The 23859-nt window shown below is 70.1% G+C and carries 29 protein-coding genes; 16 read left to right on the top strand and 13 right to left on the bottom strand.

Annotation, left to right across the window (positions count from 1 at the left end):
* Positions 1-6: 6 nt before the first annotated feature.
* Together Pmi06nite_RS15515 and dapE are read left to right on the top strand one after the other, a co-directional pair.
* Entirely contained in the window at positions 7-810 is an 804-nt protein-coding gene (locus Pmi06nite_RS15515; RefSeq protein WP_239113930.1) for a hypothetical protein, read from the top strand.
* A gap of 11 nt (positions 811-821) precedes the next feature.
* Positions 822-1883, top strand: a complete 1062-nt coding sequence (dapE, locus tag Pmi06nite_RS15510) for a succinyl-diaminopimelate desuccinylase (RefSeq protein ID WP_203953687.1) — start codon at positions 822-824, stop codon at positions 1881-1883.
* Positions 1884-1892: 9 nt separating this feature from the next.
* Here dapE and Pmi06nite_RS15505 read toward each other — a convergent pair whose 3' ends face one another.
* Together Pmi06nite_RS15505 and Pmi06nite_RS15500 are read right to left on the bottom strand one after the other, a co-directional pair.
* Positions 1893-4055 carry a bifunctional polysaccharide deacetylase/glycosyltransferase family 2 protein gene (locus Pmi06nite_RS15505; RefSeq protein WP_203953686.1) on the bottom strand — a complete coding sequence of 721 codons (2163 nt, stop codon included), beginning with the start codon at positions 4053-4055 and terminating at the stop codon, positions 1893-1895.
* Positions 4052-4507, bottom strand: a complete 456-nt coding sequence (locus tag Pmi06nite_RS15500) for a hypothetical protein (protein WP_203953685.1) — start codon at positions 4505-4507, stop codon at positions 4052-4054. The genes Pmi06nite_RS15505 and Pmi06nite_RS15500 overlap by 4 nt, the downstream gene beginning before the upstream one ends.
* A gap of 106 nt (positions 4508-4613) precedes the next feature.
* On the opposite strand from Pmi06nite_RS15500, the gene Pmi06nite_RS15495 reads away from it, so the two are divergent.
* Positions 4614-5360, top strand: a complete 747-nt coding sequence (locus Pmi06nite_RS15495; RefSeq protein WP_203953684.1) for an LOG family protein — start codon at positions 4614-4616, stop codon at positions 5358-5360.
* A gap of 4 nt (positions 5361-5364) precedes the next feature.
* Positions 5365-5943: an LOG family protein gene (locus Pmi06nite_RS15490; RefSeq protein WP_203953683.1), complete on the top strand. Its 579-nt coding sequence runs from the start codon at positions 5365-5367 to the stop codon at positions 5941-5943.
* A 1-nt stretch (position 5944) separates the two neighbouring features.
* Here the strand turns inward: Pmi06nite_RS15490 and Pmi06nite_RS15485 are convergent, their stop codons facing one another.
* A complete protein-coding gene (locus Pmi06nite_RS15485; RefSeq protein WP_203953682.1) occupies positions 5945-6217 on the bottom strand; it encodes a hypothetical protein in 273 nt (90 codons plus the stop codon).
* Between the two features lie 44 nt (positions 6218-6261).
* On the opposite strand from Pmi06nite_RS15485, the gene Pmi06nite_RS15480 reads away from it, so the two are divergent.
* Positions 6262-6708, top strand: coding sequence for a hypothetical protein (locus Pmi06nite_RS15480; protein WP_203953681.1), 447 nt, complete (start codon positions 6262-6264; stop codon positions 6706-6708).
* Positions 6702-7277, top strand: coding sequence for a DNA-3-methyladenine glycosylase I (locus Pmi06nite_RS15475; RefSeq protein WP_203953680.1), 576 nt, complete (start codon positions 6702-6704; stop codon positions 7275-7277). The genes Pmi06nite_RS15480 and Pmi06nite_RS15475 overlap by 7 nt, the downstream gene beginning before the upstream one ends.
* Here Pmi06nite_RS15475 and Pmi06nite_RS15470 read toward each other — a convergent pair.
* Both Pmi06nite_RS15470 and Pmi06nite_RS15465 read right to left on the bottom strand, forming a co-directional pair.
* Positions 7243-8022: an enoyl-CoA hydratase-related protein gene (locus Pmi06nite_RS15470; protein ID WP_239113929.1), complete on the bottom strand. Its 780-nt coding sequence runs from the start codon at positions 8020-8022 to the stop codon at positions 7243-7245. The two genes, Pmi06nite_RS15475 and Pmi06nite_RS15470, sit on opposite strands and share 35 nt — an antisense overlap.
* A 1-nt stretch (position 8023) precedes the next feature.
* The gene (locus tag Pmi06nite_RS15465; RefSeq protein ID WP_203953678.1) at positions 8024-8797 is read right to left on the bottom strand and encodes a PaaX family transcriptional regulator; all 774 of its coding nucleotides are present in this window, start codon (positions 8795-8797) and stop codon (positions 8024-8026) included.
* Between the two features lie 180 nt (positions 8798-8977).
* Here Pmi06nite_RS15465 and Pmi06nite_RS15460 point away from each other — a divergent pair, with 180 nt between their 5' ends.
* Both Pmi06nite_RS15460 and Pmi06nite_RS15455 read left to right on the top strand, forming a co-directional pair.
* Positions 8978-9145, top strand: a complete 168-nt coding sequence (locus Pmi06nite_RS15460; RefSeq protein ID WP_203883600.1) for a DUF3117 domain-containing protein — start codon at positions 8978-8980, stop codon at positions 9143-9145.
* 83 nt (positions 9146-9228) lie between these two features.
* On the top strand, positions 9229-10644 hold the full coding sequence (locus tag Pmi06nite_RS15455) for a leucyl aminopeptidase (protein WP_203953677.1): 1416 nt from the start codon (positions 9229-9231) through the stop codon (positions 10642-10644).
* On the opposite strand, the gene Pmi06nite_RS15450 is transcribed toward Pmi06nite_RS15455, so the two are convergent.
* Positions 10641-11276 carry an O-methyltransferase gene (locus Pmi06nite_RS15450; RefSeq protein ID WP_239113928.1) on the bottom strand — a complete coding sequence of 212 codons (636 nt, stop codon included), beginning with the start codon at positions 11274-11276 and terminating at the stop codon, positions 10641-10643. The genes Pmi06nite_RS15455 and Pmi06nite_RS15450 overlap by 4 nt on opposite strands.
* Positions 11277-11461: 185 nt before the next feature.
* On the opposite strand from Pmi06nite_RS15450, the gene sigE reads away from it, so the two are divergent.
* The 4 genes from sigE to Pmi06nite_RS15430 all read left to right on the top strand — a co-directional run bounded on the left by sigE (position 11462) and on the right by Pmi06nite_RS15430 (position 14423).
* Complete coding sequence (sigE, locus tag Pmi06nite_RS15445; RefSeq protein ID WP_203953890.1) at positions 11462-12070, top strand: RNA polymerase sigma factor SigE; 609 nt, start codon at positions 11462-11464, stop codon at positions 12068-12070.
* Entirely contained in the window at positions 12067-12627 is a 561-nt protein-coding gene (locus Pmi06nite_RS15440; protein ID WP_203953675.1) for an anti-sigma factor family protein, read from the top strand. The genes sigE and Pmi06nite_RS15440 overlap by 4 nt, the downstream gene beginning before the upstream one ends.
* Before the next feature lie 59 nt (positions 12628-12686).
* Entirely contained in the window at positions 12687-14006 is a 1320-nt protein-coding gene (locus Pmi06nite_RS15435) for a S1C family serine protease (protein ID WP_203953674.1), read from the top strand.
* A 69-nt stretch (positions 14007-14075) separates the two neighbouring features.
* The gene (locus Pmi06nite_RS15430) at positions 14076-14423 is read left to right on the top strand and encodes a sec-independent translocase (protein WP_203953673.1); all 348 of its coding nucleotides are present in this window, start codon (positions 14076-14078) and stop codon (positions 14421-14423) included.
* Positions 14424-14433: 10 nt separating this feature from the next.
* On the opposite strand, the gene Pmi06nite_RS15425 is transcribed toward Pmi06nite_RS15430, so the two are convergent.
* Entirely contained in the window at positions 14434-15573 is a 1140-nt protein-coding gene (locus Pmi06nite_RS15425; RefSeq protein WP_203953672.1) for an Mrp/NBP35 family ATP-binding protein, read from the bottom strand.
* 117 nt (positions 15574-15690) lie between these two features.
* Here Pmi06nite_RS15425 and Pmi06nite_RS15420 point away from each other — a divergent pair, with 117 nt between their 5' ends.
* On the top strand, positions 15691-16425 hold the full coding sequence (locus Pmi06nite_RS15420) for an aspartate/glutamate racemase family protein (RefSeq protein ID WP_203953671.1): 735 nt from the start codon (positions 15691-15693) through the stop codon (positions 16423-16425).
* Here the strand turns inward: Pmi06nite_RS15420 and Pmi06nite_RS15415 are convergent.
* On the bottom strand, positions 16422-16883 hold the full coding sequence (locus Pmi06nite_RS15415; protein ID WP_203953670.1) for a DUF1003 domain-containing protein: 462 nt from the start codon (positions 16881-16883) through the stop codon (positions 16422-16424). The two genes, Pmi06nite_RS15420 and Pmi06nite_RS15415, sit on opposite strands and share 4 nt — an antisense overlap.
* A 5-nt stretch (positions 16884-16888) precedes the next feature.
* On the bottom strand, positions 16889-18097 hold the full coding sequence (locus Pmi06nite_RS15410) for a magnesium transporter MgtE N-terminal domain-containing protein (protein WP_239113927.1): 1209 nt from the start codon (positions 18095-18097) through the stop codon (positions 16889-16891).
* An 83-nt stretch (positions 18098-18180) separates the two neighbouring features.
* Here Pmi06nite_RS15410 and Pmi06nite_RS15405 point away from each other — a divergent pair, with 83 nt between their 5' ends.
* Complete coding sequence (locus Pmi06nite_RS15405; protein WP_203953669.1) at positions 18181-19122, top strand: EamA family transporter; 942 nt, start codon at positions 18181-18183, stop codon at positions 19120-19122.
* Positions 19123-19161: 39 nt separating this feature from the next.
* Here the strand turns inward: Pmi06nite_RS15405 and Pmi06nite_RS15400 are convergent, their stop codons facing one another.
* Positions 19162-19512, bottom strand: coding sequence for a hypothetical protein (locus Pmi06nite_RS15400; protein ID WP_239113926.1), 351 nt, complete (start codon positions 19510-19512; stop codon positions 19162-19164).
* A gap of 9 nt (positions 19513-19521) precedes the next feature.
* Entirely contained in the window at positions 19522-20088 is a 567-nt protein-coding gene (locus Pmi06nite_RS15395) for a biotin transporter BioY (RefSeq protein ID WP_203953668.1), read from the bottom strand.
* Positions 20089-20360: 272 nt separating this feature from the next.
* Here Pmi06nite_RS15395 and Pmi06nite_RS15390 point away from each other — a divergent pair, with 272 nt between their 5' ends.
* Positions 20361-21302 (top strand): HpcH/HpaI aldolase/citrate lyase family protein, encoded by a 942-nt coding sequence (locus Pmi06nite_RS15390; protein ID WP_203953667.1) that lies wholly within the window; start codon positions 20361-20363, stop codon positions 21300-21302.
* Between the two features lie 4 nt (positions 21303-21306).
* On the opposite strand, the gene Pmi06nite_RS15385 is transcribed toward Pmi06nite_RS15390, so the two are convergent.
* Entirely contained in the window at positions 21307-21858 is a 552-nt protein-coding gene (locus Pmi06nite_RS15385) for a DUF6529 family protein (RefSeq protein ID WP_203953666.1), read from the bottom strand.
* Positions 21859-21912: 54 nt separating this feature from the next.
* Positions 21913-22614, bottom strand: coding sequence for a hypothetical protein (locus Pmi06nite_RS15380; protein ID WP_203953665.1), 702 nt, complete (start codon positions 22612-22614; stop codon positions 21913-21915).
* A gap of 131 nt (positions 22615-22745) precedes the next feature.
* Between Pmi06nite_RS15380 and Pmi06nite_RS15375 the strand changes: the two genes are divergently transcribed.
* Positions 22746-23726, top strand: coding sequence for a CPBP family intramembrane glutamic endopeptidase (locus Pmi06nite_RS15375; protein WP_203953664.1), 981 nt, complete (start codon positions 22746-22748; stop codon positions 23724-23726).
* The last annotated feature ends 133 nt before the right edge of the window (positions 23727-23859 follow it).

Here is a 23859-nt window from a genome sequence, read left to right as displayed (position 1 = left end):
TGGGGGGTGACTCGGCGTCGTTCCCGCGTAGGCCTGACCGTTCTGATCATTGTCGTCCTGATCTTGGGGGGCCTCGGATACGGCGTCTATCACCTGATCAAGAAGGCTCAGCCGTTCGCCTTGGGCGAACACTGCCTGGTGACGACATCGGACGGCACGCTGGACCTCGACATCGAGCAGGCGCAGATCGCCGCCACGATCGCGGCGGTCGCCGCACGCAGGAAGCTGCCGGACCGCGCCCTGCAGATCGCCTACGTGACCGCCATCCAGGAGTCGAAGCTGGCCAACCTGCCGTTCGGCGACCTGGACTCGGTGGGGGTCTTCCAGCAGCGGCCCTCCCAGGGATGGGGCACGGTCGAGCAGCTCAACGATCCCGTTTACGCGACCAAGAAGTTCTTCGCGGCGCTGGAGAAGGTCAAGCACTACAAGACCCTGCCCCTCCACGAGGCGGCGCAGGCCGTCCAGCGTTCGGCCGACGGCTCCGCGTACGCGCAGCACGAGCCGTCCGCGAAGATCCTCGCCGGCGCCTTCACCGGTCGCGTCCCCAAGGCCGTCCACTGCTGGTACCCCCCGGCGGACAAGCCGGTCACACCGCAGCCGAAGGAGGCGCGAAAGCAACTCGTCCGGGCCCTCGGCGACGACTCCTCGGCCGACCACGGGTGGCTCATCGCCGAGTGGTACGTCTCCAACGCGCAGAAGTACGGCCTGCGGGAGGTGCACTACGGCGGAATGTCCTGGACCGCGGAGGCGGGGCACGACGGCTGGCTGAAGGACGATGCCAAGGCGTCCGGCGCGGTGCGCATCGCCTAGGCTCAGGGGGCATGCGGCTGGACCTTGGACAGGACGTCGGAGCGCTGACGGCGCGCCTTGTGGACATCGAATCGGTCAGCGGCGGTGAGAAGGCCCTCGCCGACGCCATCGAGGAGGCCCTGTCCCCGCTGGACCACCTCACCGTGGTCCGCGACGGGCAGAACATCGTGGCCCGGACGACCCTCGGGCGCGCGGAGCGCGTCGTGATCGCCGGGCACATCGACACCGTTCCCGTCGCGGCCAACCTGCCCAGCCGCGTCGACGGCGACCTGCTCTACGGCTGCGGCACCTCGGACATGAAGAGCGGCCTGGCCGTCCAGCTCAAGCTGGCCCTGCTGGAGGACCCGAACAGGGACCTGACCTTCGTCTTCTACGACTGCGAGGAGATCGAGGCGGAGCGCAGCGGCCTGCTGCGCCTCACCCGTGAGCATCCCGAGTGGCTCGCCGGCGACTTCGCCGTCGTCATGGAGCCGACCGACGGGCTGATCGAGGGCGGCTGCCAGGGGACGCTGCGGGCCGACGTGGTCGTGCGCGGGGCCAGGGCGCACAGCGCGCGGTCCTGGGAGGGCGTCAACGCCATCCACGGGATCAAGCCGGTCGTCGACATCCTCACCGCCTACGAGACCAGGCGTCCCCTGGTCGACGGCCTGCGCTACCACGAGGGGCTCAACGCCGTGGGCATCCGCGGCGGGGTGGCGGGGAACGTGATCCCCGACGAGTGCGTCGTGACCGTCAACTACCGCTTCGCCCCCGATCTGACCGTGGAGCAGGCCTTCGACCACGTCCGGGAGCAGTTCGACGGCTTCGAGGTGCGGCTCGTGGACGGTGCGCCGGGAGCCAGGCCCGGGCTCACCCATCCGGTGGCCGCGGCGTTCGCCGCCGCCGTCGGCGGCACACCGCGCGCCAAGCTCGGCTGGACCGACGTGGCCAGGTTCTCGGCTCTCGGCATGCCCGCCGTCAACTGCGGTCCCGGGAACCCCAACCTCGCCCACACCAGCGGCGAGCACGTGAGCCTGACGATGATCGCGGAGACCGAGCGACGGATGCTCGACTGGCTGGGCTCACCGCGCTGAGCGACTCCGTCAGCGGCCGGTCGTGACCTCGGTGAGCGCGGGTTCAGGGTTGAAGGTGCCCTCCCTGCGGATGGTGTGCCAGCGCAGGCGCACTCCCAGTACGGCCGTGGCCACCGACTGGATCACCACCAGGTACATCAACTGCCGGTAGACGAACTGCTGGAGCGGAAGCACCCAAAGAGCGGAGGCCGGCTCGTGGTCGAGCCGGAGCGCGTACCACCCGCTGAGCGCCTGAGCGGTGACGAAACCGGCCCACACGGCCACCACGGGCAGGGGATCCGCGACGGCCACGCTGTACACCGCCATGATGTCCACGACTGGAGCCAGCAACGGCAGGACCACCTGGAAGAGCGTGAGATAGCCCAGGCAACGGCGTCCGAAGGAGCCGCGCTCCAGGACCGCCCCGCGGTGCTTCCACATCGCCTGCAGCGTGCCGTAGCACCACCGGTAACGCTGGCGCCAGAGCTGACCGAGGGTCGTGGGCGCCTCGGTCCACGCTCGGGCGTGCTCCTCGTAGACCACGCGCCAGCCCGCACGGCAGATCGCCATCGTGAGATCGGTGTCCTCGGCGAGGGTGTCGAGACTGACCCCGCCGACCGACGTGAGCGCGGACCTGCGGAAGGCGCCGATGGCGCCTGGGACCGTGGCCATGCAGCCGAGCAGGTCGAACGCCCTCCGGTCGAGGTTGAACCCGATGACGTACTCGATGTGCTGCCACCGGCCGATCATGCCCCGCCGGTTGCCGACCTTCGTGTTGCCGCTGACCGCGCCGACGGACGGGTCGGCCAGCGGCTGAATCAGGTTGCCGATCGTCGACGGTTCGAACACCGTGTCCCCGTCGACCATGATCAGGATGTCGTGCACCGCCTGCGCGATCCCGGTGTTCAGCGCGGACGGCTTGCCGCCGTTCGGCTGACGGATCACCCGCACACCGGGGAGAGCCAACGATGCCGCGATCTCCGCCGTGCGGTCCGTGGAGCCGTCGTCGACGACGATGACCTCCACCGGCCCCGGGTAGTCGGTCGCGACGAGCGAGCGGACCGTGGCTTCGATGCCTGCCTCTTCGTTGTAGGCGGGGACGATCACAGTGACGGGAGGCGGAGCGGGCCACCGCGCGATTCCGCGGCGGCGGCGCCCTGCGTCCCTGTCCCTTCGCTGCCGCCTCGCCCTGTGCGCGTGGACCCAGGCGAGGGCGACGAACAGCGTAAGCCGGAGCAGGGTCAGCAAACCGGCCGCGGCGAGGATCCAGCCGAGTGATCCGGTGAACGCGGAGGAGGCCCGCTGGATGAGCACCAGCGCCTTGCCGAGCCACCGGTCGCCCGTGGAGGCGGGCGTGTGCGCCGGGGGAAGCCCGACCGCCCGGGTGAGGGTGGTGGCCGTGTAGCCCCGCTTGTCCAGAGTGGTCAGCAACCGGTCGACCGCCGCCACGGTCTGCGAGCGGTCACCTCCCGCGTCGTGGAACATGATCACGGCACCCCTGTCACGCGGCGGAAGGGACGCCTTGACGATCTGGTCCACTCCCGGACGGCTCCAGTCCCTGGAGTCGAGATCGGTCAGAGCCACCAGGTAGCCCTCCGCCCCGAGCAGTCGCATCGCCGCGAACTGCTTGTCCCCCACGGCGTCCGGCGACGCGGAGTACGGCATGCGGACCAGGCGGGTGTTGATGCCGGCGGTCCCCGCCAGCGCCTTCTGCGTGAGGGACAACTCCAGCCGGGTCCGCCAGTCCGGGGTCGTCGTCACGTCGGCATGCGTGTACGTGTGGTTGCCGAGCTCATTGCCCTGGGCGACCATGCGGCGTACGAGGTCGGGATTCTCGGCGACGTGCGCCCCGACCACGAAGAAGGTCGCGGTGGCACCGTGCTTGTGAAGCACGTCGAGCAACTGGGGTGTCCAGCGCGGGTCGGGCCCGTCATCGAAGGTGAGCGCCACCGTGCGCCGGGCGACGCGCACGGTCTGCGGCTGTGTTCCCGACATGTTCACCACGGGACCGCCCGCGTGCACCCGGTCGAGCACCGCCGAATCGCCGGTGTCGGCCGCGGCAGGGTGCGTCTCGCCGACGACGTTGTGGACGTAGCCGTTCAGGAAGAGCGCTCCACCGGTCAGGACGGCCGCCAGGGCGACGAGGAACCAGTGGCCGCGTGGGTCGCTCCGCTTGCTCCGGCGCCCGCTCATTTCGGCCCGTGCGTCTTGCCGACCTGCCCTGGCGGGGTGCCGCCGTGGCCCGGACGGTCCGTCGTGGAACCCCCGGGTGTGGCGGGAGGCGTCTTGCTGGGCTTGTTGGCCGGGGGCGTGGTGGCGGGGGTCTGTAGCGGCGATTGGCTCGGGGAGGACACAGGCGCCTGCGGAACCGGCGTGGGGGTCGCGGACGGGCCGACACGGGGTGCCCGTGTGGGCGAGCCGGTGGGCGACTGGAAGGCGGTTCCCCCGCCCGCCGGCCGGTCCGGAGCCTTGCCGGGCCAGCTCAGTCCGGGCAGTTCGGTGCCACCCAGCATCCCGGTGATCACGAAGGCCAGAAGGGTCACGACGACGGCCCCGGAACCTATCGCCGTCACGGTGAGAATCCGGCCACGACGACCGCTCTGGTCCACGAACACGGCGGTGTCTTGACGGGGTGGCTCGTTCACGAGCCGTGATACTAGTCAGCAGACATGTACAGCTGGGAACAAAGCGACGTTTGTGACCATCCTGTGTGAAACGCCCGCACTAGCCCTGGCCCGCTAGCGTGAGCACATGAACCACGACCGGCCTGAACGCCGCCAGGGATCCTCGGTGCTCCGCGGCGATCTCGTTCCCGACTCCACGTATGACCAGCGCCTGCTCGACCGCAAGGGCCCGACCGACTGGCTCCACATGGACCCGTGGCGGGTCCTGCGCATCCAGTCGGAGTTCGTCGAGGGCTTCGGCTCCCTGGCCAACCTCCCCGCGGCCGTGACCGTCTTCGGATCCGCACGCACCCCCCGCGACAACCCTGACTACGAGATGGGCGTCCGCGTGGGTCACGCACTGGCCAAGGTGGGATACGCCGTCATCACCGGCGGCGGCCCCGGCGTCATGGAGGCGGCCAACAAGGGGGCGTTAGAGGCCGGCGGCGTCTCCGTCGGCCTCGGCATCGAACTCCCCCACGAACAGCGCCTGAACGAGTACGTCGACCTGGGCGTCGAGTTCCGCTACTTCTTCGTCCGCAAGACGATGTTCGTCAAGTACTCCTCCGGCTTCATCGCTCTGCCGGGCGGTTTCGGCACGCTCGACGAGTTGTTCGAGGCGCTCACCCTGGTCCAGACCCAGAAGGTCACCTCGTTCCCGGTGATCCTCATCGGGTCGGAGTTCTGGACGCCGCTGGTCGACTGGGTCCGTACGACACTGGCGAAGACCGGCAAGATCTCGCCGTCGGACGTCGACCTCATGCGGATCACCGACGACCCCGACGAGGCCGTCCGTATCATCCTCGAGGCCGACCGGCACCGCGCGGGAGCGTGACGACGTGTTCATCTGCGTGTTCTGCGCGTCGAGCCAGAAGATCGATCGCAAGTACCTCGACCTCGCCCGCGACGTCGGCACGGAACTCGCCCGGCGCGGGCACGGCCTCGTCAGCGGCGGTGCGATCGTGTCCTGCATGGGCGAGGTCGCCCGGGCCGTCCGGGAGGGCGGCGGCCAGACCGTGGGGGTGATCCCGCAGGTGCTCGTGGACATCGAGGTCGCGGACACCGACTCCACCGAGCTGATCGTCACCGGCGACATGCGTGAGCGCAAGGGCCTGATGGACGCCCGGTCGGACGCCTTCCTCGTGCTGCCCGGCGGGATCGGCACGCTGGAGGAGCTCTTCGAGATCTGGACCGCGCGGGTGCTCGGCATCCATGACAGGCCTCTGGTGGTGCTGGACCCGTGGGGCCTGTACGCGCCGCTGCGCCAACTCGTCGACGGCATGTACGAGCAGGGGTTCACCCGTCCGAACGTCTTCGACGCGATCTCCTGGACGACCACCGTCGAGGAGGCCTTCGACCTGCTGGAACGGACCGTCCCGCTCCTGCTGCCGACGGCCGAGGAGATCGGGGAGCCCTAGGTCACGCGAGGCCGCGGCGGGTGAGCGCGGGGGAGCGGCGGCCCAGCAGGACCTCGGTCATGTCGAGCGCCTGCCGTACCTGGTGGGGGGTGCGGAACACCGTCGCCCCCGCCCACGCGAACGCGGCGGCCGCCGCGACCGCCTCGGTCTCGTCCTCCGGCAACGTCACCATGACCGTACGGCCGGCCCGGGCCAGCGCGGAGACCTCGGACAGCGAGGACGCCGCCGCCCAGGCCGGATCGATCTCGTCATCCGGGTGGATCACAATGGTCATGTCTTCAATGCTCGCACGCGTGCGAGTTGTGGCACGATTCGTATGTGCTGGTCGTCCTCGTCATAGCCGGTCTCGCCGTCCTCGTCTGCGTGTGGATGGTGTCGCTCGGCCGTGGCGGTGAGCTGGCGGTCTTCCCGCCTGACATGCCTCCGACGGAGCTGCCCGACGCCGGCCACCTGACCGCCGCCGACCTCATGGGCCTGCAACTCCCCCTGAGCCTGGTCGGCTACCACACCCAGGTCGTGGACGAGGCGCTCTATCGGTTGTCGACCGCGCTCGGCGAGCGGGACACGCGGATCGCGGTGCTGGAGCAGCGCGTCGCGGACCTGCTGGCCGGCCGGCTCCAGGCGCGGCAGGAGGTCTTCGCGCGACCGGCCGAGCCGGTCCGCACCGAGCACCAGCCCGAGATCGCCTCCAAGCCCGAGATCCCCTCCAAGACCGCGGCGGGCGGCTGGGAGGACGACCGCTCGGACGCGGAGGAGTCATGGTGAACCGGTGCGCGTGGGCCACCTCGGCCCCGGACTACATCGCCTACCACGACGACGAGTGGGGGCGTCCCGTCCACGGCGACGACCATGTCTACGAGCGGATCACGCTGGAGGCGTTCCAGTCCGGCCTGTCGTGGCTGACGATCCTGCGCAAGAGGGAGAACTTCCGGCGGGCCTTCGCCGAATTCTCCATCCCCAAGGTCGCCGCGTTCGACGAGTCCGACGTCGAGCGGCTGATGAACGACACCGGCATCGTCAGGAACCGGGCCAAGGTCGACGCGGCGATCGCCAACGCCAGGGCGGCCGCCGAGTTGCCGGGCGGGCTCTGTGAGCTGGTCTGGAAGTTCGCCGACTGGTCCGCGCCCGCGCCGGCCGGACTCGGCGACGTCCCGGCGCAGACCGCAGGTTCGAAGGCGCTGGCCAAGGAGCTCAAGAAGCACGGATTCCGGTTCGTCGGCCCGACGACGGCCTACGCGCTGATGCAGGCGATCGGCCTGGTCAACGACCACGTGATCGACTGCTGGGTGCGCGAGGAGGTCAGCGCCCTTCGAAACGAGGCCGCTCCCTGCTGAGGAAGGCCTTGGTCGCGGCCAGGTGATCGGCCGTGGCCGCGCATTCGTCCTGCAGGCCGGCCTCGAGGTCGAGCGCGTCGGAGAGCGAGTGGGACGCGGCGAAGTCGAGCGCCCGCCGGGTCGCGGCGTAGGCCAGGGTGGGGCCCTGGGCCAGCCGCAGCGCCAGATCGCGGGCCGCGGGCACCACGTCGTCGCCCGGCACGACCTTGGTCACCAGGCCCAGTTCCAGCGCACGCGCCGCGTCGACGGCGTCGCCGAGGAGCAGCAGTTCCCTGGCCACGGCCGGCCCCACGAGGCGCTGAAGGGTCCATGAGGCGCCGGAGTCGGGCCCGAGGCCGATCCCGGTGAACGCCATGGCGAACTTCGCCCTTTCGGAGGCGACGCGGAAGTCGCACGCGAAGGCCAGGGACGCTCCCGCTCCGGCGGCCACGCCGTTGACGGCGGCCACCACCGGCTTGTCCATCGAGGTGATCGTGAGCACGATCGGGTTGTAGTGCTCGCGAACGGTGTTCGCGAGCCCGAGGCCGCTTTCCAGGTTGTCGGCGTGCTCGCGCAGGTCCTGTCCCGCGCAGAAGGCCCGGCCTGCCCCGGTCAGCAGGACGGCGCGGACGGACCCGTCCGCGGCGGCCCGGCGCAGCGCCGCGAGCAACTCGCCCTTCATGGCCGCGGTCAGGGAGTTCATCGCGTCAGGGCGGTCCAGAGTGACCGTCGCGACCGCCTGCTCGACCTCGTAGCCGACACTCATCTCACGATCCCCCATCCAGGTTGCGGTCGACGAACGCCGCCGCCGCGGGCAGCAGCCGAGCCGCCTCCTGCTCGAAGTAGGCGCGGGCCTTGTCGCCCGGCCACCCCGGAGGCAGCAGTTGCGCCGGCAGGCCGGGGTCGCGGAACAGGAAGTTGCGCCAACCGTGCACCAGCCTGCTCCGGACCGCGAAGATCTGGTGGTCCGGGGAGTCCCCCCGCAGCGATCCCACGAGATCCACGGCGCCGGCGAGCCAATCCTCGTACGCTCCGGCGATGCCGTCCAGATCCCACGCCTGGGCGACCAGTTCGCGGGGGTCGCCCTCCAGCGCGGCGTCGAACCGGTGGGCGGGCAGCCGTAGAGCGTCCAGTTCCGGTGAGGCCCACGGCCCGATCCAGGTGCCCTCCGTCAGCGGAGCGTAGCCGAGGAAGGCCAGATCGGCCCGGATCCGCTCCCGCCTCGCCCGGTCCCTGACCGGTTCGAGCACCAGCACGTGCCAGCGTCCCCGCCAGTCGGCGGCGCCCGCGCGGTAGACCCGCGCGGCGGTCTCGTCGAGACGGCGCTCGCATTTCGGCGTGACCGCATATCCCGGCCCCTGTGGCAGGCGCACCGGGTCGAGCCACCCCTGACGGACCATGCGGGAGATCGCGGTCCGTACGGCGGGGGCCGCGATGTCGAGGGGCGCGAGCAGCCTGACGAGCGCGGCCACCGAAGCCCGCCCGTGACGCGTGCGGAGGTGGTCGCCGTAGAGGTCGAAAAGTGCGGCTCGGGCGTTCATCCCTCTCAGTTTGAGGGTCGGGATCGCTCCTCGACAATGCGCCTGAGCCCTTATTGATCGACTGACCGGAGCCGGGCCGTTACCTTTTTGAGCTCGGAGGCGGGATAATAGAACATCACAGAAACGTGAATGCGCCGGTCACCCTTCGGGGTGGCCGACTACGCGGGAAGGGATACACGCATGGCGGCGATGAAGCCACGGACTGGCGACGGTCCGCTGGAGGTCACCAAGGAAGGACGGGGCATCGTCATGCGGGTCCCTCTCGAGGGTGGCGGCCGACTCGTCGTCGAGCTCTCGGCGGATGAGGCCGGCGCTCTCGGAGACGCGCTGAAGACAGTGGTCGGCTGAGGTTTCAGCCGACTTGTTCGACTTTTCGGCCCTGGTGACGGGATTTCCCCCCCGCGCCGGGGCCGCCCTATTTGGAGGCGTTCGTGCCAATTGAGACCACGTTGACCGTTGCTGACCGGCTCGCCGAAGACGCGGAGCTGACCGCGGTGCCCTTCGGGCCGGACCTCGCTCCGCCGGTCGAGCTCCCCGTGCCGGTGAGCGCCCTGCTGTCCCACTACGAAGCCAAGGGCGAGCCTGGCGAGGTCTTCGAGGTTCCCGTGGTCAGGGGGGACGGTGTGGGCCGCGTGCTGCTCTACGGGACGGGCGACTGCACCGCTCCGGCGCTGCGCAAGGCGGGAGCGGCCATCGCGCGGAAGGCCAAGGGCCGGCCCTCCCTTTCCGTCGTGGTCCCCGCCCATGGTGACGTGAGCGCTCTCGTCGAAGGGACGCTCCTCGCCTCCTACACGTTCAGGATCGGCCAGACCCGGACGAGCGCGGTGGAGGAGATCGTCTTCACCGGCGCGGACGAGCAGGCTCTGCGCCGCGGCGAGGTGGCCGCCCGCGCCACCGCACTCGCCCGCGACCTGGTCAACACCCCGGCCGACGTGAAGACTCCCGAATGGCTGGCCGACCAGGCCCGGGTCATCGCCGCCGATCACGGCCTGGCCGTACGGGTCTGGGCGGGCGCCGACCTCGGCGAGTTCGGGGGCATCCGGGCGGTCGGTCAGGGCTCGATCCACCCGCCCAGGTTCGTCCAGCTCCAGTACACGCCGGAGAACGCCGGTGACGGCACCCCGCACGTGGTCCTGGCGGGCAAGGGCATCACGTTCGACACGGGCGGCCTGTCGCTGAAGCCCAACGAGGGCATGAAGACCATGAAGACCGACATGGCGGGCGGTGCGGTCGTGATGGCCGTGATGAGCGCGCTGGCCGCCTTCGAGGTGCCGGTCCGCGTGACGGGCCTGGTCGCCTGCGCGGAGAACGCCATCTCGGGCTCGGCCCAGAGGCCGAGCGACGTCATCACGCAGTACGGCGGGCGCACGGTCGAGGTGCTCAACACCGACGCCGAGGGCCGGCTCGTGCTGGCCGACGCCCTGGCGTACGCCGACGCCGAACTGGACCCCGACGTGATGATCGACATCGCCACGCTCACCGGTGCCGCGAAGGTGGCGCTGGGGGTCTCCCTGGGGGCGCTCTACGCCACAGACGAGTCGGTCGCCGACTCTCTGCTCTCCGCCGGTGAGACCAGCGGAGACCGGTTCTGGCGCATGCCCCTGCTCGAGGACTACCGCGCCGACCTGGACTCGGATGTCGCCGACCTGACCAACGTGGACCGCAAGATGTCCGGTGCCGCGGGGTCGGTCATCGCGGCGCTGTATCTGCGGGAGTTCGTCGGCAAGCGGCCCTGGGCGCACCTGGACATCGCCGGGCCCGCGCGGTCGGCCGCCGACGACGGCCAGTTCACCAAGGGCGCCACGGGCTTCGGCGTCAGGATGTTGCTGAGCTACCTGGCCGCCTAGGCGGGCGGCAGCTTGACCGCGACCAGGAGACCGTCGCCCAGGGGGAGCATGAGCGGGCGCAGACGCTCCTCCTCCCTGACCATCCGGCCGAGTTCCCGGACGGCGACGGTGTCCGGGTCGCGCCGGGTGGGGTCGGCGACCTGGTCGCGCCAGAGGGCGTTCGCGAAGGCCACCACGCCGCCGGGGCGCAGCAGCCGGATCGACTCGTCCAGGTAGTCGAGGTACTCCTGCTTCGCCGCGTCACAGAAGACCAGGTCGTAGCCGCCGTCGGCCAGGCGCGGCAGCACATCGAGGGCGCGGCCTCCGATGAGGCGGATCCTGCTGCCGGAATAGCCGGCCTCGGCGAACGTCTGCCGGGCCATGCGCTGGTGCTCCGGTTCGACGTCCACGCTGGTCAGCGTGCCGTCCGGTCGCATTCCGCGTAGGAGCCACAAGCCGGAGACGCCGCATCCGGTGCCGACCTCGACCACCGAACGGGCGCCGGCCACTGTCGCGAGGAAGCACAAGGCCGCCCCGCACCCGGGCAGGAGCGGTGTCGCTCCCACCTCGATGCCACGTCTGCGGGCCTCCTGGAGGATCTCGTCCTCTGGAACGAAGTCCTCCGCGTACTCCAGGCTGGCCGGAGTCGCCATCGGCCTCTCCTTCCCCTGGTTCATGTTGGTCGCAGCCTAGGGGAGTCGGACCGGAACGGGAACTCACGCCACAACGGTGACGTTGCACGCTTTGGACGGTCTTTGTTCAAGGCCGTTCGACTCGCGGTGCGCGGGAAGGGGCGAAACCAGGCACTATGGCTGTAGCGACGATCCTGCAGAGAGGAATGCCGGTGGACGAGCACGACCACCAGGCGGAGACTTCGGTGTCCGGCTGGACGCCTCCCACCTGGGAGGAGGTCGTCCGAACGCATTCCGCGCGGGTGTACCGGCTGGCTTACCGGCTGACGGGCAACGTGCACGACGCGGAAGACCTCACCCAGGAGGTCTTCGTCCGCGTGTTCCGTTCCCTGTCGAGTTACACGCCGGGGACGTTCGAGGGCTGGTTGCACCGGATCACGACGAACCTCTTCCTCGACATGGCGCGGCGCAGGCAGCGCATCCGCTTCGAGGGTCTGGCCGACGACGCCGCCGAGCGGCTGCGCGGCCGGGAGCCCTCACCCGCGCAGGCCTATGACGACGCGCACCTGGAGCCCGACATCCAGGCGGCGCTCGACGCCCTGGCGCCCGAGTTCCGGGCCGCGGTCGTGTTGTGCGACATCGAGGGCCTGTCCTACGAAGAGATCGCCGCGACACTCGGCGTGAAGCTCGGGACCGTGCGCAGCCGCATCCACCGGGCCCGGGCACAACTCCGGGAGGCTCTGGAGCACCGCGCACCTTCCACAGACAGAAGCGGCGATCAGTTCCCCCCGTCATTCAGCAGGGAGGGACTGTGAATCACCTTGGCGAGCGCGTTTCCGCGCTCATCGACGGCGAACTCGGCCACAGCGAGCGTGAGCGGGCGCTTGGCCACCTGACGTTCTGTGCGGACTGCCGTGCGGAGGTCGACGCGCTGCGCGCGCTGAAGAGCCGTCTTCGGTCCATGGAGCCGCCGGCCATGCCGGCCGACCTGACGATGTCCCTGTTGAGGATGTCGGAGCCGGGGGGGCCGCTGCCGCCGCGCATGCGCCCCTTTCCCGACCATCCGGCGTTCGCGTCCAGTGGCCTGCCGGGGATGCACGGCATCGCCCCGCTCGACAACCGGCCGGGGCGCCCCAGCGGGTTGTCCGGTCCGGGGAGGCGGCCGGGCCGGGCCAGGCGTGCCGGATACGTCGCCGTCGGCGTCGCGTCCGCGGCGGTGGCACTCGGGACGATCTTCATGGTCGGCGGATCCGGCGCCCACCAGGATCCGGGTCCCGAGGTGTTGTTCGTACACCCGGCGCAGGACCCGGCGCCCTTCGTGAAGGCGTCGCCGACGCCGTCAGGCAGCACCAGCCCGGGGTTCTCCCGCTGACCACGGGAAACGGCATAGCATCAGGCGTTGCCGTCGTCGCGTGAGGAGTGGTTGCCCCGATGACCGATCACACGCGTTCCTCCAGCGCGTCGGACCGGCCTGAGTTCTTCCCTGTGGGCGAGGAGCCCGGCTGGGGTCATCCCGGCGGATCTCCGCCCTCGCCCGGCGCGCATGGCATCGGTCAGGGCTGGGCGTCTCCCACGGCGCCGCCCGCCCTCCTGCAGAGCGGCCTGCCGCCGGTCGGGCCGGTCAGGCCGGCTCCGGCGCGGGCCGGGCTGTTCGCGACGCTGGCCGTGGTCATCGCGCTGGTCTCGGGTGGAGCGGCGAGTGTGGGCACGTGGCTCCTCACCCGGCCGCCCGCGGGCACCGACCCGGGATACTCCCTGGCCGCCCCTGCGGCCGGTACGACGGCCCGTCCGCCCGCGTCCGTGGCGGGCGTCGCGGCCAAGGTGCTGCCCAGCGTCGTGTCGCTGGAGGTTAGGGGCAACAGCGAGGCGGGCACCGGCTCGGGTTTCGTCATCAAGGGCGGCTACATCGTGACCAACGATCACGTGGCCGCGGTCAGCGGGCAGGGCGGCGAGATCAAGATCCGGTTCAACGACGGCTCGTCCGCCGGTGCCAAGATCGTCGGCCGTGATCCCAACTCGGACATCGCCGTGGTCAAGCCGGATGGGGCGGTCACGGCCCCGGAACTGCCTCTCGGCAACTCCGACAGCGTGGTGGTCGGAGACCCCGTCATCGCCATCGGCTCGCCGCTGGGCCTCGCCGGCACCGTCACCACCGGCATCGTCAGCTCGCTCAACCGGCCGGTCGAGGCGGGCGGGTCGACCGGGTCCGACTACGCGCTCATCAACGCGATCCAGACGGACGCCGCCATCAATCCCGGAAATTCGGGTGGTCCGCTGGTCAACGGCTCGGGTGAGGTGATCGGCGTGAATTCGGCGATCGCCGCGGTCGGCGGTTCCCCGGCGCTGGGCCAGCAGACGGGCAGCATCGGCCTCGGCTTCGCGATCCCCGTCAACCATGTGCGCAGGATCGCCCAGGAACTCATCACCACCGGCGTCGCCAGGACCTCGCGGATCGGCATCACCATCGACCAGGGCTACCAGGGCGAGGGCGTCAGGATCGCGACCAGGACCGAGTCAGGTGAACCCCCCGTGACTCCCGGCGGCCCGGCCGCCGAGGCCGGTCTGGCGCCGGGGGACGTCATCTTGGAGGTCGACGGCCAGCCGGTCGGGGGCAGTCGCGAACTGGTCGTCACGATCAGGAGCAAGACGCCGGGAGACAAGGTGACCATCAGGTTCCAGCACGACGGCCAGACGAAGACGGCCACGGTAACGGTGGGCGCGGCGCCCGTCCCGGCGGTGCGGCCCTCCTGAGGCCCGGTCCCGGGCCGGAATGGGGGGTATTAGGCTGAACCCAGTCGTTGCTTTATTGAGGAGATCACCGTGTTCGGACTGGGCTGGTGGGAGATCCTGGCGCTCGTGGTGATCGGTCTGCTCGTGTTCGGTCCCGACAAGCTGCCACAGGCGGCCTCGCAGGCCGGAAAGACGTTGCGGCAGCTTCGCCAGATGGCCAACAACGCCAAGGCGGACCTGCAGGCCAATCTCGGGCCTGAGTTCTCCAATTTCGACCCGGCGGACCTCAATCCGAAGACCTTCGTGCGCAAGCACCTGCTCGACGACATCGAGAACGACTGGAACGGTACGACCCGCACCGCTTCCGAGCCGATCGAGGCCGCCGAGCCGGAACTCGGCTTCGGGGAGATCCCGCCCTACGACAACGAGGCCACGTAGGCCCCCGTCGTCAGTGCTTGGTGGGCGAGATGTCCAGCTTGAGGCCCTTGAGGCTGGTGGACTTCTTGCTCAGGCCGGCGGCGATCCGGCGCAGTTCGGCGGAGGCCGGAGCGTCCGGATCGGTCAGGACGAGAGGCTTGCCCTCGTCGCCGCCCTCACGCAGTCGCAGGTCGATCGGCACCTGGCCGAGCAGCGGCACCCGGGAGCCCAGCGTTCGGGTGAGCGCGTCGGCCACCGTCTGACCGCCGCCCTCGCCGAACACCGCGATGCGCTCGTCGCAGTGCGGGCAGGGCAGCCACGCCATGTTCTCGATGACCCCCGCGATCTGCTGGTGGGTCTGCGCCGCGATGGATCCGGCGCGCTCGGCGACCTCGGCGGCCGCCTGCTGCGGGGTGGTCACGACGAGGAGTTCGGCCGTGGGCATCCGCTGGGCCACGGAGATCGCGATGTCGCCGGTGCCGGGCGGCAGGTCCATCAGCAGCACGTCGAGGTCGCCCCAGAAGACGTCCGCGAGGAACTGGTGCAGCGCGCGGTCGAGCATCGGGCCACGCCAGACCACCGGGGTGTTGCCCTCGGGCTTGAACATGCCGACCGAGATGACCTTGATGTCATGCGCCACGGGCGGCATGATCATGTCTTCGACCTTGGTGGGCCGGTCGCTCACCCCGAGCATGCGGGGCACGGAGTGGCCGTAGATGTCGGCGTCCACGACGCCGACCTTCAGGCCCGAGGCGGCCATCGAGGCCGCGAGGTTGACGGTGACGGACGACTTGCCGACACCGCCCTTGCCGCTGGCCACGGCGAACACGCGGGTCAGCGAGCCGGGCCTGGCGAAGGGGATCTCCTTCTCCGGCCCGCGGTCGCCGCGCAGCTTGGTCTGCAGGTTCTTGCGCTGGTCGCCGCTCATGACGTCCATGTCCACGTGGACGCGGGCGACGCCGTCGAGCTTGGAGACCGCGGCGGTGACGTCGCGGGTGATGGTGTCCCTCATGGGGCAGCCGGCGACCGTGAGGAAGATGCCGACGCGCACCACCCCGTCCGGGGAGATATCGACGCTCTTGACCATGTCAAGGTCGGTGATCGGCCGGCGGATCTCGGGGTCGTTGACCGTAGCCAGCGCGGCCGTTACCAATTCTGGGGATGGTGCCATGAATCCATGCTATGGACTCTCGCGCGGTCCGACGAACGCGGGTGTGCCTGCGTCCGCGAGGATTTGCGCAATATGAAGACCAATGGGAAACGGCTTACGGAAGAGGACTGAGCCCCGATGAGGCATCTCGGCATTCTCGCCCACAGCACCGAGGGGGCCGCGCTGTGCTTCCTCGCCTTCTGTCAGGAGGGGTTCGCCGGGCTCGGCCCGCACGAGCATCCGGACGTGACCATGGACTGCATCGCTCTGGCGCGCAGCATGCCCGCCTGGGACGCCGGGGACCACGCCTCGATCAGGGACACGCTGTCGGTGAGCGTGGGAAGGCTCGCGAGGGCCGGGGCGGACTTGTTCGTCTGCCCGGACAACACCGCCCACATGGCCCTGGAACTGCCCGGAGAGGATCTCGCCCTGCCGGGCCTGCACATCGCCGACGTCGTCGCGGACCGTGCCGCTCGTGACGGCAGGACGCGGGTCGGTGTGCTCGGAACCCGGTACCTGATGGACGGCCCGCTCTATCCCGTGGCGTTCGGGAGGCGCGGGATCGCGGCCGAGGTGCCGGAGGCGGGGGACCGGGAGATCGTCGACGAGGTCATCTTCGAGGAACTGCTCAACGGCGTGGTCTCCGAGCGTGGGCGGCGGGAGTATGCGCGTGTCATCGGGCGGCTGGCGGATCGGGGATGCGACGCGGTGGCGCTCGTTTGCACGGAGATCCCCCTCCTCGTGACGCCGGGCGTCTCCCCGCTCCCGACGCTGGACTCGACCCGCCTGCTCGCCCGGGCGGCCTTCGAGGTGGCCTCCGGCCGCGCTCCGATGCCGGACTGGCGCGGCGGGCCGTTCACGCAGGCCGGTTAGGAGGCCTGGCCGGAGAGCTCGTCCTGGAGACGCTGGAGTTCGGCCCGGATGTAGTCCCTGGTGGCCACCTCCCCGACGGCGATGCGCAGGCCGGCGATCTCCCTGGTGAGATATTCGATCTCCGCCTGGTTGCGCTCGGCCGTGATCCTGTCCTGCTCGTACTGGATCCGGTCCCGGTCGGCCTGCCGGTTCTGCGCGAGGAGGATCAGCGGGGCGGCGTACGACGCCTGGAGGGAGAGCATGAGCGTCAGGAAGATGAACGGATAGGGGTCGAACGCCCAGGGCGTCAGGAAGTTCCACAGGAGCCAGGCCCCGACGAACACGGTCATGTAGACGATGAAGCGGGCGGTGCCGAGGAACCGGGCGATCCGCTCGGAGAGCCGCCCGAAGGCCTCGGGGTCGTAGTAGAGCCGTACCCGGTAGGTCAGCTCACGCGGCTGGTCGAGGCGCTCGGTCATGTCGCTCAGTCGTGCCTTTCCCGCCAGTCCTCGGGCAGCATGTGGTCGAGCACGTCGTCCACGGTCACCGCGCCGAGCAGACGCCCGAGCTCATCGACGACGGGAATCGCGACCAGGTTGTAGGTGGCCATGTAGGAGGCCACCTCCCGGAGGCTGAACTCCGGCCTGATCGGGTCCAGGGTGATGTCTATCATGGCGCCGAGCAGGGTGGACGGCGGCTCTCTGAGCAGCCGCTGGAAGTGCGCAACACCGAGGAACCTGCCGGTCGGCGTCTCGGTGGGCGGCCGGGTCACGTACACCTCGGCGGCGACGGCCGGGGTCAGCTCCCGCTGCCGGATGTGCGCGAGCGCCTCGGCCACGGTGGCGTTCGGGGGCAGCACGACCGGTTCGGACGTCATCATGCCCCCGGCGGTGTCCTCACGGTAGGTCAGCAGCCGCCGGACCGGGGCGGCCTCCTCGGGGATCATCAGCCGCAGCAGCGTCTCCGCCTGCTCGGAGGGAAGTTCCTGCAGCAGGTCGGCGGCGTCGTCGGGGCTCATCTCCTCCAGCACGTCGGCGGCCCGCTCCTTCTGGAGCTGGCTCAGCACGACCACCTGGTCGCGCTCGGGCAGCTCTTCGAGCACGTCCGCGAGCCGGTCGTCGTTGAGCGCGGCCGCCACCTCGGCCATCCGCTTGCCGGGCAGTTCGTGGAGCATGTTGGCCAGGTCGGCCGGGCGCATGGACTCGAAGGCCGCGAGCAGATTGGCCGCGCCCTGGTCCTTCTGCGTGATTCCGAAGCCGGTGACCTCGTCCCAGTCGACGACGAGCGTCTCGCCCCGGCGGCGGGTGCCTCTCCGGACCGCCACCTTGACGATCTGCCACTCGGACGGCCGTGCCTGTTCCATCGCGAGGTCGAGGACGGTGACCGGTTCGCCCTTGTACTGCACGCCGAGGTCGAGCATCTCGCCGATGGCCAGCGTCTCGGCGTTCCTCCGCTCGAACCGGCGCACGTTGAGCTTGCCGGTGAAGATGACCGCGCCGGCCTCGATGCTGGTGATACGGGTGATCGGCAGGAAGACCCGGCGGCGTGGCTGCACCTCGACGACGAAGCCGTGGACACGTGGCGGAAGGGGGCCACGCAGGGAGACCACGACGTCACGGATCCGACCGATCTGGTCTCCGGCCGGATCGAAGACGGCGAGGCCGGCCAGCCGGGCCACGAAGATCCGATCCACGCAGCCAGGTTACGCGGATGCGAGCTAGATACCGATATGACAGCATCAAGAGCATCTAACAGTAATTACATGGGCAGGTGGGCATGCGGGCTGTGAGCCTGGCGATCGCGTTCGTGTCGGCCGTCTGTTTCGGGTTCTCCGGGCCGATGGCGAAATATCTCGGAGCCGCCGGTCTGACACCGCTGGAATCCGTCTGGGTCCGCATGGCGGGATCCGGGGTGATCCTGATCCTGGCCCTCGCGATCGTCCGGCCGCGGGCATTGCGCATCCCCCGCGCGCGCCTGCCGTTCTTCGTCGCGTACGCGGTCGTCGCGGTCGCGGCGGTCCAGACCCTGTTCTTCCTGGCCATCACGCGGCTGCCGGTCGGCGTCGCATTGCTCATCGAGTACACCTCTCCCGTCATCGTCGTGTTGTGGGTGCGATTCGTCCGGCGGGTACGGCTCCCGCGGGCGGCCTACCTCGGCGCGCTGATCGCCGTCGTCGGCCTGGCGATCGTGGTCCAGGTCTGGGAGGGCATGCGGGTCGACGCGCTGGGGCTCCTGATCGCCCTCGTTGCGGGCGGGTGCAGCGCCGGATATTTCCTGCTGAGCGATTCGTTCGCCGACGACGTGGACACGTTCGGGCTCATCGCGTGGGGCATGGTGGGCTCGGCGGTCGTCCTTCTGCCGATCTCACAGCCCTGGAACATCCCCTGGGAGACGTTCGGCACGACCGCGGCGGTCAGCGGGCACGCCCTCCCGGTGGCGGGGGCCGCCCTGTGGCTCGTGCTGGTCGCCACGGTGATCGCGTACTTCGCCGGGGTGACGGCGGTCCGTCGTCTTTCGGCCGCCGTCGGGGCCACGGTCGCGTCGCTGGAGGTGATCACCGGCGCGGTCATCGCCTGGATCCTGCTCGGTGAGCACCTGGGGACCGCCCAGATCGTGGGAGGCCTGATCGTGCTGGTCGGCGCCCTGCTCGCCCAGTCGGCGACCGTACGGCTTTCGCCGGAGACGGCGCCGGAGACCGCGGAGGCCGTCCGGGTGTGAGGCCCGTCTCCCGGCCGTGCCGCCGCCGCGCACCGCTCCCTAGCGGGGCGTGAGCCGTACGACCGTGGAGTGCGCCGCCCACCGGGCGGTCAGCCCGGCGGCGTCGGGGGCGTTGAGGCGCTCCTTCGCGAGGGCGGCGACCGCGTCCGGCTCCGCCGCCTGGTCGACGATCTCGACCGAGGCGGCGAAGCGGACCAGTTCCGCCCCGTTGTCCTTGCTGCGGAGCGTGACGTCGACCTCGGCCGAGTCCGAGAGGCCGGGCAGATCCTGCTCGCCCCCTCCGGTCACGACGTAGATCGCGCCGTCATGCCAGGCATGCCAGGCCAGTCGGCGTCCGATCCACAGGACGCCGGACTTCTTGGCGCCTTCCTCGATCACCGGCAGGCTCATGAGGGCAGCCTAGCTCCGGCCGGTGAGCTTCCACGCGGCCGGAAGGAGACCGGCGGCGATGAGGACCTTCAGGCCGTCGCCGACGAGGAAGGGGACGACACCCTGGGCGAAGGCGGTCGGCAGGTCCATGCCGGTGGCGACCATGAGCCACGGCATGCCGATCGCGTAGATCAGCACGGTGCCCGCGGCCATGGTGCCGACCGTCCGCCAGACGGTCCGATCGCCGCCCCGGCTCGCGAGTGCCCCCACGACACTCGCGGCGAGGAAGAACCCGACGACGTATCCGAGGGTGGCGTCGCCGGACGCGGCGAACAGCGGAACTCCGGCGAGACCGGCCACCAGGTAGAGGGCCATGCTGATCGCGGCACGGTGCAGGCCGAGCGCGGCGCCCGAGAGCAGGACCGCGAAGGTCTGCAGGGTCACGGGGACCGGCGTGCCCGGCACCGGGAAGCTGACCTTGGCGGACAGACCCGTGAGCAGGGCCGCGCCGGCGATCAGCGCGATGTCGCGTACGAGCCTTCCCGGGATGAGGTCGGAAAGCACGGCGGGGCGGGTTCCGGCGGCGGCGTTGGCCATGAATGGCTCCCTCTCGACTTGTCGCCTCCGGCTGAACCGGCGCGGAGGATCACTTTGCCGATGTCCATTCTTGGCGAGCGGGGCGCAAAGCCGTACGGGGGCGGCGCCAAGAACAAGTGGGCCGTTTTGTGTGGGATGAACAGTTGTCGGGCTGCGTAACCCCGGACAAGGCGGTCACATGACGTGCTGCGGTTGTAGCAGGTCTACGAACGACTGCGGTCGTACCTGCCCCCTGCCGCGCATCCCGGCCGTTTCTCGCTACGGTGTGGACCATGCGCGCTCGACGTTCCTGCCTCGCCGTCCCCGGCAGCAACCCCCGGTTCCTGGAGAAGGCGCAGGGGCTGGCCGCCGACGAGGTCTTCCTCGACCTGGAGGACTCCGTCGCCCCCGGGGCCAAGAAGGACGCCCGCACGAACATCGTCGCCGCGCTGCGCGACGGAGACTGGGCGGGCAAGACCGTCGTGGTCAGGGTGAACGACCTGACCACCGAGTGGACGTATCGCGATGTCATCGAGGTCGTCGAGGGTGCGGGCGACCGGCTCGACTGCGTGATGCTGCCGAAGGTCGAGGACGCCTCCCACGTCACCTGGCTCGACACCCTGCTCGGCCAGATCGAGAGGGCCACCGGCCTGCCGGAAGGCCGGATCGGGATCGAGGCCCAGATCGAGAGTGCCCGGGGCCTGGTCGCCGTGGACGAGATCGCGGGCGCATCGCCGCGACTGGAGACCCTGGTGTTCGGGCCCGCCGACTTCATGGCCTCGATCGGCATGCGGACGCTCGTCGTCGGACAGCAGCCACCCGGATACGACGAGGGCGACGCCTACCACTACATCCTGATGCGGATTCTGATGGCGGCCAGGGCCCACGACCTCCAGGCCATCGACGGGCCCTATCTCCAGATCCGCGACGCGGACGGTTTCCGCCAGGTGGCCCGCCGGGCGGCGGCCCTGGGGTTCGACGGCAAGTGGGTGCTCCATCCGTCGCAGGTGGGGGCCGCCAACGCGGTGTTCTCGCCCTCCCAGGAGGACTACGACCACGCCGAACTGATCCTCGACGCCTACGAGTACTACACCACCGTCGAGAAGCGAGGCGCGGTGATGCTCGGTGACGAGATGATCGACGAGGCCTCGCGGAAGATGGCTCTCGTGATCTCCGCCAAGGGCCGCGCGGCGGGTCTTCCCCGCACGACCTCCTTCACCCCTCCGGCCTCGTGAAGTCCTACAGCCGGATGCCGAGCGTGGTGAAGAACCAGAACGACGAGGTCAGCCATAGCCCGATCAGCGCGGTGAAGACGAGGCCGCCGAGGACCGGCAGACTCCAGCCGGGCAGGCCGCGCCGGGGCAGCGCGAGCATCTTGGCCGTGAAGACGCCGTAGAAGAAGCTTCCGAGCAACGAGTGGATCAGGACGCGGGGGCTGTCGTACTGGGCGCCGAGCGCGTAGAGGCAGTGGAAGGCCACGGGGATCGTCAGCAGGAAGGCGATCCTGCCCGACCAGCGGTGCAGGGGGGCGACCCAGGCGGATCTCGTCCCCGTCCTGCGCCACATCGCCCTGGCGGACAGGACCTGCACGATCGCGAGCAGGGCCGCACCGGTGGTCAGCCAGGCCTTCATGGCCAGGGGGCCGGAGAACCCGGCCACACTGACGGAGAAGCCGGTCGGGGCGTGCGCCTTGCCGTACACGCCGAGCGCGACGGCGACCAGGGCCCCGGCACCGAGCGGGACGAGAAGCGGGACGAGGCTCCGCTTGGTGATGACGGTGGTGTGGGTCACGGGGGAGGCTCCTCGATCAACGGCGAGTGGGGCTGGGAGTGGGCCGGCGCGGGCTCACCGGGCGAGTTCGTCGATGAAGTCGTCGGGCTCCTCGGGCCGCAGCGTGATGCCGTAGTAGTCCACGGCCGTGCCCGGCACGAATCGGGGAGCGGGCTCGCCGCTGCCGCCGATCTGCACCCGGCCGACCTCCTGGCCGTTCGGCAGGACGATCCAGCCGCCGACGATCTTCGCTCCGCGGACCACGGCGCTGGCCCGGTAGAGACCTGACGGCTTCTTGACCAGAGGGGCGGTGAAGCGCCACTTGGCCTTGCCGACCTGCAGCCTGCCCTGGGCCTTGCCGCCGCCCAGGGCGGCGGTGATCAGCGAGTCCTTCCCCTCGAGGGTTACCGTGCCGTTCTCCGCGGTGCCCTTCAGCCAGGCCTCGATGCGGCCGTCGCAGAAGTAGGCGATCGCCTTTCCGTCGCGCACGGCGATCGCCACCAGTCCGCCGTTGCCCTGCACCACTCCGGCGTAGTCGGCCTTCTTGGGCGTGGCGTCCGGCTTCGCCGCAGGATCGCCGGACGGCTGCTGCGACGGCTGATCCGAGGGTTCCTGCGACGGTGCGGGGAACGGCTCCGCGGGGGGTGCAGCGGCGGTCGTGTCCTGCCCCGCTCCCACCTGCTGGAAGGAGGGGGCGGCCTTCACACTGGCCGCTCCGAGGGCGACGACGATCACCGCGCCCGCGGCCAGCGTGTAGACGGGTCCTAGCCGGCTCATTGCGTGCTCCTGGGTTCGCGGTGGCTCTTGCCTTCGAGTGAACCCTCTTCCGGACCCGCTGTCTGTGAACTTCTACGCAAATGGCGAGGGGCATCGTCGAGTGGTCGAAGGACTGCACGAACAATGGAGGTATGAGCGAACCTCAGCCCTACCAGTGGCCTTACCCGGGCCCCTACCAAGGGGCGCCGTACGCGTGGCAGCCGGTTCGGGCGCCATGGGCCGTACGGCCGCTGCCGGGGATTCGCTACGACAGGCTCGCCCGGACGTCGGCCCACCGGTGGTGGCGGCCCGTCGCCGGCACGCTGGCGATCGTGGCCGCCTTCCTGGTGGTGTCGATCGGGCTCGGACTGGTCGCGGGTCTGCTCTCCATCGTGGCCGGTCTGCCCATGTCGATGGACGGCACGCACATCTTCATGGATCCGGTGGCCGATCTGGGATTCCAGCTTGGTGTGATCGCGCTGTCCATCCCGCTCGTCCTCGGCGCCGCCTGGGCGATCCAGCGGCGGCCACCGGGCACGCTCTCGTCCGTGGCCTTCCGCCTCCGCTGGGCGTGGCTGGGGCAGTGCCTGCTGATCGCGATCGTGGCGGTCGCGCTGGCGCAGTTCGCCGAGGCGGGGACGCTCCTGCTGAGCGGCGTGAGCCCGGGCTTCGGCTGGGTGGGGTGGGATCGGTTCCTGACGCCCCTCATCGTGATCCTTCTGCTCGTCCCCTTCCAGGCGGCCGCGGAGGAGTACGCGTTCAGGGGCTGGGTCATCCAGGCCTTCGGCACCTATTTCAAGAACCCGTGGCCGGGCGTCCTGCTGGGCGGCGCCGCCTTCGCCTCGCTGCACGGTTACACCGACTGGGGCATCGCCTACGTCTTCGGGTTCGGCGTGCTCATGGGATGGCTGGCGATCCTCACCGGAGGGCTCGAGGCGCCCATCGCCCTGCATGTGATGAACAACCTCGCGGCCTTCGGCATCACCGCCGCCTCCGGAGACGTCGGGAGCGCGCTGAACCAGGGTGCTCTTCCCTGGCAGTCGATCACCGGAACGATCGTCCAGTTCGCCGTGTACGGCTTCGCGGTCGTGATAATCGCCCGAAAGAGGGCAATTCAGACGCTCTCGCGATAAATCTGACTAGAGAGGTCTGTTCGCGTCGGCGTTCCCGTGTTGCTCTGGAACGGTGATGGGGTATCAAGGGGATCGCGTCCGCTTCGCCATAGAAGCGGTGGAACGGTCCTTAATATCCCTCTGGGCCAGAGGT

This window comes from Planotetraspora mira (assembly GCF_016863275.1).
Classification (GTDB): domain Bacteria; phylum Actinomycetota; class Actinomycetes; order Streptosporangiales; family Streptosporangiaceae; genus Planotetraspora; species Planotetraspora mira.
This window is presented reverse-complemented; position numbering and strand designations above follow the sequence as displayed.